At 71.7% G+C, this 11878-nt stretch carries 7 protein-coding genes; all 7 read right to left on the bottom strand.

The window, feature by feature from the left end; translation table 11 throughout:
- Window positions 1-247: 247 nt before the first annotated feature.
- A complete protein-coding gene (gene gyrA / locus NH602_RS21245; RefSeq protein WP_308292869.1) occupies window positions 248-2758 on the bottom strand; it encodes a DNA gyrase subunit A in 2511 nt (836 codons plus the stop codon).
- Window positions 2759-2807: 49 nt separating this feature from the next.
- Window positions 2808-4874 (bottom strand): DNA topoisomerase (ATP-hydrolyzing) subunit B, encoded by a 2067-nt coding sequence (gene gyrB / locus NH602_RS21240; RefSeq protein ID WP_073573715.1) that lies wholly within the window; start codon window positions 4872-4874, stop codon window positions 2808-2810.
- A gap of 509 nt (window positions 4875-5383) precedes the next feature.
- Window positions 5384-5863 (bottom strand): DciA family protein, encoded by a 480-nt coding sequence (locus tag NH602_RS21235; RefSeq protein ID WP_308292868.1) that lies wholly within the window; start codon window positions 5861-5863, stop codon window positions 5384-5386.
- Between the two features lie 294 nt (window positions 5864-6157).
- The gene (gene recF, locus NH602_RS21230) at window positions 6158-7345 is read right to left on the bottom strand and encodes a DNA replication/repair protein RecF (RefSeq protein ID WP_253068716.1); all 1188 of its coding nucleotides are present in this window, start codon (window positions 7343-7345) and stop codon (window positions 6158-6160) included.
- Between the two features lie 36 nt (window positions 7346-7381).
- Window positions 7382-8326 carry a phosphogluconate dehydrogenase (NAD(+)-dependent, decarboxylating) gene (gene gnd / locus NH602_RS21225; protein ID WP_179761489.1) on the bottom strand — a complete coding sequence of 315 codons (945 nt, stop codon included), beginning with the start codon at window positions 8324-8326 and terminating at the stop codon, window positions 7382-7384.
- Window positions 8327-8442: 116 nt separating this feature from the next.
- On the bottom strand, window positions 8443-9597 hold the full coding sequence (dnaN, locus tag NH602_RS21220) for a DNA polymerase III subunit beta (RefSeq protein WP_020628488.1): 1155 nt from the start codon (window positions 9595-9597) through the stop codon (window positions 8443-8445).
- A 1042-nt stretch (window positions 9598-10639) separates the two neighbouring features.
- Window positions 10640-11878: chromosomal replication initiator protein DnaA (dnaA, locus tag NH602_RS21215; protein ID WP_253068715.1), on the bottom strand; the 1239-nt coding region annotated here is incomplete at its 5' end.

Here is an 11878-nt window from a genome sequence, read left to right as displayed (position 1 = left end):
GGCCCCGGCCGGGTCGGCCGCGGGCTCGGCGTCGTCGCGCGGGCCGGGGACGTGGTCGGCCGGGGCCGCCGTCGTCGACGGGTCGTGGTCGGCGTCGGTGGCGACGGTGCGGGCCTCGTCCTGCGACGGGGTGCGGTCGTCGGTGCTCACGAGTGGGAGCTCTCCTCGCTGGTCGTCGCTCGGTACTGCTCCGGTCCCACGGCGTGTACCGGGTGGCCGGCCCTGCGGGCCGGCCACCCGACGTGCACTACGCCTGCTGGCCCGGGTCCTCCTCGGTCTCCTCCGCGTTGCGGGCGACGGCCAGCAGCGTGGAGCTCTCGCCCAGGTTCATCAGGCGGACTCCCTTCGTCTGCCGGCCGGCCTTCCGCACCTCGCGGGCGGAGGTCCGGATGACCCCGCCGGTGGAGGTGATCGCGTACAGCTCGTCGTCGATGCCGACGATGAGCGCACCGACCAGCGTGCCACGGCGACGGTCGTACTGGAGGGTCAACACTCCCTTCCCGCCACGGCCCTGAACGGGGTAGTCCTCGATCGGGGTGCGCTTGGCGTAGCCACCGGTGGTGGCGACGAGCAGGTAGGTGTCGGAGCGGATCACGCCGAGGGCCAGCAGCTTGTCGCCCTCGTTGAACCGCATCCCCAGGACGCCGGAGGTGGCGCGGCCCATCGGGCGCAGCGCGTCGTCGGACGCGGTGAACCGGATGGACTGGCCCTCGGCGGACACGAGGAGCAGATCGTCGTCACCCGAACAGAGGACGGCGCCGACCAGCTCGTCGTCGTCGCGCAGGTTGATGCCGATGAGGCCGCCGGCCCGGTTGGAGTCGAAGTCGGTCAGGCGCGACTTCTTCACCAGGCCGTTGCGGGTGGCCAGGACCAGGTACGGCCGCGCCGAGTAGTCCTTGATCTGCATGACCTGGGCGATCTCCTCCTCCGGCTGCAGGGCCAGGAGGTTCGCCAGGTGCTGGCCGCGCGCGGTGCGGTTGGCCTCGGGCAGCTCGTAGGCCTTGAGCCGGTAGACCCGCCCGCGGTTGGTGAAGAACAGCATCCAGTCGTGCGTGGAGCACACGAAGAAGTGGTTGACGATGTCGTCCTGCTTCAGCTGCGCCCCCTGCACGCCCTTCCCGCCGCGCTTCTGGGCGCGGTACAGGTCGGTCTTCGTGCGCTTGGCGTAGCCGGTGCGGGTGATCGTGACGACGACGTCCTCGACCGCGATCAGGTCCTCGTCGGTGACGTCGCCGTCGTAGCCGACGATCCGGGTGCGACGGTCGTCGCCGTGGGCCTCGACCAGCTCGGCCAGCTCGTCGCGGATGATCTGCCGCTGGCGCTCCGGACGGGCCAGGATGTCCTGGTAGTCCGCGATCTCGCGCTCGATCTCGGCGAGCTCGTCGACGATCTTCTGGCGCTCCAGCGCGGCCAGGCGCCGCAGCTGCATGTCCAGGATCGCCTGGGCCTGGATGTCGTCGACGTCGAGCAGGTCGATCAGGCCGGCCCGGGCGACGTCGACCGTGGCCGACGCCCGGATCAGGGCGATGACCTCGTCGAGCGCGTCCAGTGCCTTGACCAGACCACGCAGGATGTGGGCCCGCTCCTCGGCCTTGCGGAGCCGGTAGCGGGTCCGCCGGACGATGACCTCGATCTGGTGCCGGACGTAGTGCCGGATCATCTGGTCGAGGCGCAGGGTGCGCGGCACGCCGTCGACGATCGACAGCATGTTCACACCGAAGCTGTGCTGCAGCTGGGTGTGCTTGTACAGGTTGTTCAGCACGACCTTGGCGACCGCGTCGCGCTTGAGCGTGACCACGATCCGCATGCCGATACGGTCCGAGGACTCGTCGACGATCTCGGAGATACCGGCGATCTTGCCGTCGCGGACCATGCCCGCGATCGACTCGATCAGGTTGTCCGGGTTGACCATGTAGGGCAGCTCGGTGACGACCAGGGTGGTGCGACCCTTGGCGTCCTCCTCGACCTCGACGACGGCCCGCATCCGGACCGAGCCGCGCCCGGTCCGGTAGGCGGACTCGATGCCGTCGCGCCCGACGATGAGGCCGTGGGTCGGGAAGTCCGGCCCCTTGATGCGCTCCATGAGCGCTTCGAGCAGCTCGTCGTCGGTGGCATCGGGGTTCTCCAGGCACCAGGCGACGCCGGCGCCGACCTCGCGCAGGTTGTGCGGCGGGATGTTGGTCGCCATGCCGACCGCGATGCCGGAGCTGCCGTTGATGAGCAGATTCGGCACCCGCGACGGCAGGACGACCGGTTCCTGGGTCTTGCCGTCGTAGTTGTCCAGGTAGTCGACGGTCTCCTCGTCGATGTCCTGGAGCATCGCCATCGCCAGCGGCGAGAGCCGGCACTCGGTGTACCGCATGGCCGCGGCCGGGTCGTTGCCACGCGAGCCGAAGTTGCCCTGCCCCTGGATCAGCGGGTAGCGCATCGACCAGGGCTGGGCCAGCCGCACGAGGGCGTCGTAGATCGCCGAGTCGCCGTGCGGGTGGTAGTTGCCCATGACGTCGCCGACGACGCGGGCGCACTTGACGAAGGAGCGGTCGGGCCGGAAGCCGTTCTCCCCCATCGAGTAGAGGACGCGGCGGTGGACCGGCTTGAGACCGTCCTCCACCAGCGGCAGCGCCCGCCCGACGATCACGCTCATCGCGTAGTCGATGTACGAGCGCTGCATCTCCTGCTGGATGTCGACCGGTTCGACCCGGCCCCCACCCTCTCCGCCGCCTGCCGCGGGGGCGGCGGGGTCGATCGTGTCCGTCACGAAGTCTCCTCGTGCGTGTTCATACGTGCGTCTGGATCAGATGTGTGGATCAGACGTCCAGGAAGCGCACGTCCTTGGCGTTGCGGGTGATGAAGGACCGGCGGGACTCGACGTCCTCACCCATCAGCACCGAGAACAGCTCGTCGGCGGTGGCGGCGTCGTCCAGGCTCACCTGCAGCAGCAGCCGGTTCGTCGGGTCCATCGTGGTCTCCCACAGCTCCTTGGCGTCCATCTCGCCGAGACCCTTGTAGCGCTGCACGCCCTGGTCCTTGGGGAGCTTCTTGCCCGCGGCCCGGCCGGCCTCGATCAGACCGTCGCGCTCGCGGTCGGAGTAGGCGTACTCCGGCTCGGCCCCGCGACCGGACCACTTGAGCTTGTACAGCGGCGGCTGCGCCAGGAACACGTGCCCGTTCTCGATCAGCGGGCGCATGAAGCGGAACAGCAGCGTGAGCAGCAGCGTCCGGATGTGCTGGCCGTCGACGTCGGCGTCCGCCATCAGCACCAGCTTGTGGTACCGCAGCTTGGCCAGGTCGAAGTCGTCGTGGATGCCGGTGCCCATCGCGGTGATGATCGACTGGACCTCGGTGTTCTTGAGGACGCGGTCGATCCGGGCCTTCTCGACGTTGATGATCTTGCCGCGGATCGGCAGGATCGCCTGGTGCATCGAGTCGCGGCCGGCCTTCGCCGAGCCGCCCGCGGAGTCACCCTCGACGATGTAGAGCTCGCAGCTCTCCGGGTCGCGCGAGCGGCAGTCCGACAGCTTGCCGGGCAGACCGCCGATGTCGCCGGCGCTCTTGCGCCGCACGAGCTCGCGGGCACGGCGCGCGGCCAGGCGGGCCTGGGCCGAGGAGACCGCCTTGGTGACGATCGTCTTCGCCTCGGTGGGGTTGCGCTCGAACCAGTCGGCCAGCCACTCGTTCGACACGCGCTGGACGAACGACTTGACCTCGGTGTTGCCGAGTTTGGTCTTGGTCTGGCCCTCGAACTGCGGCTCGGAGACCTTGACCGAGACGATCGCCGCGAGGCCCTCGCGGATGTCGTCGCCGGACAGCGCCGGGTCCTTCTCCTTGATGAGCTTCTTGTCGCGCGCGTACTTGTTGACCGTCGCGGTCAGCGCGTGGCGGAAGCCCTCCTCGTGGGTGCCGCCCTCGTGCGTGTTGATCGTGTTCGCGAAGGTGTAGACCGACTCGGAGTAGCCCGAGTTCCACTGCATCGCGACCTCGACCTGGTGGCCGGGGCCCTCGCCGGTGTAGCTGACGATCTTGCGGTGGATCGGGTCCTTCGACTTGTTCAGGTGCGCGACGAAGTCCTCCAGCCCGTTCGGGTAGTGGAAGACGTACTCCTTGGGCTTGGCCACGTAGCCCTCGGCATCGGGCTCGGCGTCCGCGTCGATCTCCGGGACGGGCGCCTCGATCGGGTTGCCGTCGGAGTCGACCGCGTCCGACGACGGGACACCCGCCGGCTTCTCCGGCCGCCGCTCGTCGCGCAGGACCATCGTGAGGCCCTTGTTCAGGAACGTCTGCTCCTGCAGCCGGCGACGGATCGTCTCCAGCGTGTAGCTGGTCGTCTCGAAGATCTTCGGGTCGGCCCAGTAGGTGATCGTGGTGCCGGTGTCGGACTTCTTCGTGGTGCCGGCCTCGACGAGCTCGCCGGGCACGGCGTACTCGTAGTGCTGGCGCCAGATCTGGCCGTCGCGGCGGACCTCGACGTCGAGCGCGGTGGACAGCGCGTTCACGACCGAGACGCCGACACCGTGCAGACCACCGGACACGGCGTAGGACTTGTCGTCGAACTTCCCGCCGGCATGCAGGCTGGTGAGGACGACCTCGAGGGTCGGCTTCTTCTCCACCGGGTGCATCTCGACGGGGATGCCGCGGCCGTCGTCCTCGACGCGGATGCCGCCGTCGGACTGCAGGGTCACGACGACCTTCGTGGCGTGACCGGCCATCGCCTCGTCGACCGAGTTGTCCACCACCTCCCAGATCAGGTGGTGCAGACCCCGCTCACCGGTCGAGCCGATGTACATGCCGGGCCGCTTGCGGACCGCCTCCAGGCCCTTGAGGACCGTGATGGACGACGCGCCGTAGGCGTTGTTCGCTGCCTTGTCGGAAGCCACGGGTAGCTGCTTCTCCTCGCCACGTGAACCGCCCGCGCGACGCGCGCACCACCGGTGCGACGACGACGGAACGGTTCCACCGACCGGGCGCTCTGGTCATGTCTTGGGGAGCCACCCGGGAAACACCTGTCGATCCTACCCGTCGGGACCGACGGAAAGGCGGGAAGGACCCACCCAGAAGCGTCACAGACGGGCGAACGGCGTCCGGTGCGGGATCGAACGTGCCCCTACGGGGTCGAGCGGACCGGCGGCCGTGTCATCCCGCGCTCACCGCCGACGAGAGGCACGGGGCCGGTGGGGTGCGGCTCCTCACCCGATCCGGCCCTCCACGGCCCCCGGGGCGACGTGACGCGCCCACAACGTGCACCCCGGCGCCCACCACCCGTTCGGCGGCACCCGCCCCCCTGCCCGGTGCCCCCAGGGGAACTTTCGTGGCTTAGAGCGCTACGAGGGTTCCCCTGGGAGCACGCCGGGGCGGTGCCCGGGCGGAGCGGGAGGCAGGGTGCGGGTCATCCGTAGGTGTCGCGGGGGCCGCGGCCGCGGACGTGCCGCGGACCGTGCCGCCAGCTCGGCCCGCTCGGCCCGACGACCCGGATCCGGCGCACGACGTCAGGCCCGACCGCGGCGGCGAGCCGGGTCAGTAGCTGACGCTGCAGGGTCCGCAGCTGGGTGGCCCACGCCGTGGACTCGGCCTGCAGGGTCAGCTCGCCGTCGCGCAGCGAGACCGGTGTGCAGTGGTCGGCGACGTCCGGCCCGACCAGCTGCGGCCACCGGCCGAGGACGGTCGCGTCGGTCAGCCGGTTCGACCAGCCGCGGTCCACCGACACCCGCGACACCAGACGTCCGAACGGCTGCGGGTCCCGGTCATCGGGCCCCGCCCCCGACCAGCGACGACGGCGCCCCCGCCCGGAGACCACACGCAGCTTGGGCCGGTCGGCCCGGGCCCGCTCCTCGGCCTTGCGGGCCGAGGCCTCGCGGGCCGCGCGCAACGCCTCGCGCGCGAGGTCGGCCCCGCGCAGGTTCGCGCGGTCGCCGGCGAGCAGGTCACCCTGCTCCCCCGGGACACCACCGCCCGGGACGTCCCCGCCCGTGACCGCGTCGTGACCGGGTCCGGTGTCGTGTCCGTCCCCAGGCGCGGCGCCGTCGCTGCCCGGTCCCCGGCGTCCTGTCCTCCGGTTTCCGCTTCCGGAACGGCGTCCGTCCCCCGGTGCTCCTGAGTTATCCACAGTATCCACAGCCTTGTCCCCAGTATGCCGTGACACGTTCGAGACCTGCCGGGGCGATCACGCGGGCACCTCGCCGTCGCGGCTCACCTTCCGGTCGCCGACGGCGAACCGGACCCCGTCCAGCTCCGCGGGCACGTCCTCGGCCACCGCGGCGGTCACCAGGACCTGCTCGGCGTCGGCCACCAGTCCGGCCAGCGCGCGGCGGCGGGCCGAGTCCAGCTCGGCGAAGACGTCGTCCAGCACGAGGACCGGCTCGACGTCGTCGGCGTGCAGCAGGCGGTAGGACGCCAGCCGCAGCGCCAGCGCGAACGCCCAGGACTCGCCGTGGCTGGCGTAGCCCTTCGCCGGTCCCTCGCCCAGGGCGAGGTCCAGCTCGTCGCGGTGCGGGCCGACCAGGCAGACCCCGCGTTCGACCTCCTGGGACCGCACCTCGGCCAGCCGGTCGAGCAGCAGCGCCTCCAGGTCCCCGGTCGTCGACGGCAGCTCCGCGACCCCCGCCGTCCCGAGGCTGGACCGGTAGTCCAGGCCGATCGGGTCCGACGACGGCGCGATCGCCGCGAACGCCTCGCGGGCGTAGGGCGCCAGCGCGACGACGAGCTCGCGCCGCCCGGCCAGCAGCGCCGCGCCGGTACGGGCGAGATGCCCGTCCCAGACCTCCAGCGTCGCCAGGTCGTCGGGCAGCTCAGGGTCCGCGGCCACCGGCGCCCGGGACCGGCCGCGGGCCCCGCGCAGTGCCGGCTTCGCGGACTTCAGCAGGGCCGAGCGCTGGCGCAGGACCTTGTCGTAGTCGGCGCGCACGCCGGCGTAGCGCGGGAACCGCGCGACGAGCAGCTCGTCGAGGAAACGCCGGCGCTCCGACGGGTCGCCCCGCACCAGCGCCAGGTCCTCCGGCGCGAACAGCACGCTGCGCAGGATCCCCAGGACGTCGCGCGGCCGCGAGACCGGTGAGCGGTTGACCCGCGCCCGGTTCTGCTTCCCGTTGTTGATCTCCAACTCGACGCCGAGTTTCCGGCCGTGGTGGTGCACCTCACCGCGGACGACGGCCTGCTCGGCCCCGCGCCGGATCAGCGGCGTGTCGGAGGAGACCCGGTGCGAGCCGAGGGTGGCGAGGTAGCCGATCCCCTCGACCAGGTTGGTCTTGCCGACGCCGTTGGACCCGACCAGCACGGTCACGCCGGGGTCGAGCTCCAGCTCGGCCTCCGGCCAGGACCGGAAGTCGGTGACCGAGAACCGCCTGAGGTACACCGCCTGGTCACCCTTCCCGTCCGGCTCGGCGCCGGGTCACTGCTGCGTCGAACCGCCGCCGGACGACGGTCCCGCCTTGTCGCCCGGGGCACCGGCCGGCCCGGACTTCTTCACCGCGTGCCCACCGAACTGCTGGCGCAGCGCGGCGACGGCCTTCATCGCGGGCGACTCGGCCTGCCGGGAGGAGAACCGGGCGAACAGCGCCGCGGAGATGACCGGCAGCGGCACCGCGTGCGCGATGGCCTCCTCGATCGTCCAGCGGCCCTCGCCGGAGTCGTCCACCCAGCCCTCGAGCTGGTCGAGACGGGGGTCCTCCTTGAGCGCGTCGACCAGCAGGTCGAGCAGCCAGGAACGGACGACGGTGCCGCGCGACCAGGCCTGGATCACCCCGGGCACGTCGGTGATCAGCTCGCTGGCCTCCATCAGCTCGAAGCCCTCGGCGTAGGCCTGCATGAGGCCGTACTCGATGCCGTTGTGGACCATCTTCGCGAAGTGGCCCGCGCCCACCGGCCCGGCGTGCGCGAACCCCTCCTCGCGCATGCCCTCGGGGCGCAGCGCGTCGAAGACCGGCATGGCGCGCTCGATGTGTTCGGGCTCGCCGCCCGCCATCAGGCCGTAGCCGTTGTCCTTGCCCCAGATCCCGCCGGAGACGCCGCAGTCGACGTAGCCGATGCCGTGCGCGTCGAGCAGCGCGGCGTTGGGCTGGTCGTCGGTGTAGCGGGAGTTGCCGCCGTCGATGACCAGGTCACCGGGCTCCAGCGTGGTCGCCAGCGTGGCGACGGTGTTCCGGGTCGGCTCGCCGGAGGGCACCATGACCCACACGACGCGCGGCGCGGCCAGCGCACCCGCGAGCTCCGCGAGCGAGGCCACGTCGCTGACCTCCGGGCGGGGGTCGTAGCCGACCACCTCGTGCCCGGCGGCCCGCAGCCGCTCCCGCATGTTGCCGCCCATGCGGCCGAGTCCGATCATGCCGATCTGCACGGCAGTGGCCCCCTTCGCGTCCGTGCCGCCGGCATGCCCGCAGGGCACCGGTGGCCCTCGTCGATCACACCGCGGACGAGTCTTCCCCCTCGCCGGGACGTCCGCCCGGCGGGGGGTCAGCCGGGCAGCCGGACCGGCATCAGCAGGTGCAGGTAGCCGGACTTCTCCGGCGACGGCGCCTCGCCGGCGTCGTCGGTGGCGGGCTTGGGCACCGGGCGGACCAGCGCGGGCCGGTTCGGCGTGGTGAACGTCAGCTGGGCGCGGTCGGTGTGCAGCGCGCCGAGGGCGTCGAGCAGGTAGCCGGGGTTGAACGCGATCGTCAGCGGGCTGCCGTCGAGTGCGCAGGGCAGCTCCTCCTCGGCGGACCCGACGTCGTCGCCACCGGCGGCCAGGCGCAGCCCGTCCTCGCCGAACTCCATCCGGATCTGGGCGACCCGGTCCGCGACGAGCGAGACACGCTTGATCGCCTCGACCAGCAGCGCCACGTCGAGTTCGACCGCGGTGGTGTGCTCGGCCGGGATCAGCTGGCGGAAGCGGGGGAACTCGGCGTCGAGCAGCCGACTGGTGGAGCGGCGGCCGCCGCCGGTGAGCCCGAGCATCCCGTCCCCGGCCGACAGCGCGATCTCCACGGTGCCGGACCCGGCGAGGGTCTTGGCGACCTCGGCGAGGGTCTTGGCCGGGATCAGCACCGCGGTCGAGATCGAGGCGTCCTCCGGGGACCACTCGAGCTCGCGGACGGCGAGCCGGAACCGGTCGGTGGCCGCGAGCGTCAGCTGCGAGCCCTCGATCTCGAGCCGGATGCCGGTCAGCATCGGCAGTGTGTCGTCCCGCCCGGACGCGACGGCGACCTGGGCGACGGCGGCGGCGAGCGCGTCGGCGGCGACCGACCCGGCGCGCTGCGGCATGTCGGGCAGCTGCGGGTAGTCCTCGACCGGCATCGTCGGGAGGCTGAACCGGGAGTTGCCGCAGTTGATCGTGGCGCGGGAGCCGTCGACGGTCAGGTCGACCGGCTTGGACGGGAGCGCCCGGGTGATGTCGGCCAGCAGCCGCCCGGAGACGAGCGTGCGGCCCGGCTCCCCGACCGTCGCGTCGAGCTCGACGCGCGCCGAGGTCTCGTAGTCGAAGCCGGAGACGGTCAGCTTCTCGCCGGACTCGCCGTCGGACTGGATGAGGACCCCGCCGAGCACGGGCACCGGCGGACGAGCCGGGAGGCTGCGCGCCACCCAGGCGGCCGCGTCCGCGAGGACGTCGCGTTCGACCCGGAACTTCATCTGGAGACCTTCCCCGGTAGCGCCCGGCTCGGACCACGGCGCGGGGCCGGGTCGTCGACGGGACGGCGGTGCGGCGGCGGGCCGGTTCGTCCTCCGGGTCCGGCCGGCGCCGTGGCCCGGAGGGGCTGCGGAGCGGAGTGGCCGGAACGGGATCGGAAGCCGGGGTTCGCCGGGACGCTCACGGTAGAGCCTCGCCCCGACAGTTTCCACGCCACCCCGGTGCCCGTTCGGTGTCCCCGTCCGTGACCCCCGTCCGGGGGTCGGTCCACACAGGTGTTCTTGGGAAGAAGAGATAGAGAGAGACAAACCGTCGTAGTACTAAGTCCTGTGCACAGTGTGGATGGAGCGCATCCCCGCTGGTCAGCAGGCCGCGTCGGCTGGGGATGCGGCGGTGGGGGCACCCGTTGACAGGTCGGTGGAGCGGTGGACCGACGGCGTCGACCCCCATCCGTCCCCGGTTCATCCCGGGTTCACCACAGAGTTGTCCACGGATCCCGGGCAATCCGTCCACGGGGCTGCGACGATCCATCCACAGAGTTGTCCCCAGATGTGGGTGGAAACGTGGTGGATCGTGGACCCAGGGTGATGGCGGGCACACGCCGTTCGGCACTCCCGCGTTGCACGATGAACCCACAGACGTCCCACCCGTCACAGGAATGTCGACGGAGCGTCACCAGCGGGTGAGCGCAAGCGATCACCGGGACGAGTGGTGAAGCGCCGAGTGCCCACTACCGGACGACGAACGGGAGTGGTGGGACCGACACGCGGGTGACGCCACGCCGGACCTGATCGGCACCACGCCGGACGGTCCCGGTGTCCCGGGCGTCCGCGGCGGCGGGGGTGCCGATCACCCGGGGACGGCCCGCAACGCGCCGCAGCGGCGATCTGGGGGCCGTGGCCCCTGTGGGTTGCACGGGATCGGTCCCGGTGCGCGCGGTGACCGCCGAGAACGCGTCCTGCCTGGTCACGGTGGGGCCTGCCGGAGCTGTGGAGAAGCGGTGCGACCGGTGGACAACCCGCCTCGGCGGGCCACCGGCGAAGATCAGTGCCGGGCGCGCAGTTTGATCCGCGCGGTCAGCTCCTGCACCTGTTCGAAGGTCTTCCGCCGGAGCGAGATCTCGTTGCGGATCTTCTTGTCGGCGTGCATGACGGTCGTGTGGTCCCGGCCGCCGAAGGTCTGCCCGATGCGCGGCAGCGACAGGTCGGTCAGCTCGCGGCACAGGTACATGGCGATCTGGCGGGCCTGGGCGAGCGCCTTCGTCTTGCCGGGCCCGGACAGCTCGTCGAGCGTGAGGCCGAAGAACTCGGCGGTGACCGCCATGATCGTCGGCGCGGTGATCTCCGAGGCCGCGGAGTCCGGGATCAGGTCGCGCAGCACGATCTCGGCGAGCTGGGTGTCGACGGCCTGCCGGTTCAGCGACGCGAACGCCGTGACCCGGATCAGCGCGCCCTCGAGCTCGCGGATGTTGCGCTCGATCCGCTCCGCGATGAACTCCAGGACCTCACCGGGGACGGCGAGCCGGTCCTGCGCGGCCTTCTTCCGCAGGATCGCGATCCGCGTCTCCAGCTCGGGCGGCTGGATGTCGGTGATCAGACCCCACTCGAACCGCGTGCGCATCCGGTCCTCGAGGGTCTCGAGGCGCTTGGGCGGCCGGTCGGAGGAGACGACGATCTGCTTGTTCGCGTTGTGGAGGGTGTTGAAGGTGTGGAAGAACTCCTCCTGCGTCCCCTCCTTGCCCTCCAGGAACTGGATGTCGTCGACCAGCAGCACGTCGACGTCCCGGTAGCGGCGCTGGAAGGCGACCTTGCGGTCGTCGCGCAGGGAGTTGATGAAGTCGTTCGTGAACTCCTCGGTACTGACGTACCGGACCCGCATCCCGGGGAACAGCCGCTGGGCGTAGTGCCCGACGGCGTGCAGCAGGTGGGTCTTGCCCAGCCCGGACTCGCCCCAGATGAACAGCGGGTTGTACGCCCGCGCCGGCGCCTCGGCCACCGCGACCGCGGCGGCGTGGCTGAACCGGTTCGAGGCACCGATGACGAAGGTGTCGAAGGTGTAGCGCTCGTTGAGCCGGGTCTGCGACCGCGGCGCGACCGGATCGCCCGCCTGCGGCGCGGTGTAGGCCGGCCACGAGGTCTGGCCCTCGCGTGAGCCCGGCTCCGGGCGCCCGGTGGGCTGCGGCGCCCACCCCCCGGACGACGACGGCGCCGGCTCGGCCGACCAGCCGCGGTCGATGCCCGACGGGCCGGCGTCGTCGCGGCGGGCCCCGTCGGCGAAGCCGTT

This window comes from Pseudonocardia sp. McavD-2-B (genome assembly GCF_024124365.1).
GTDB lineage: Bacteria > Actinomycetota > Actinomycetes > Mycobacteriales > Pseudonocardiaceae > Pseudonocardia > Pseudonocardia alni.
This window is presented reverse-complemented; position numbering and strand designations above follow the sequence as displayed.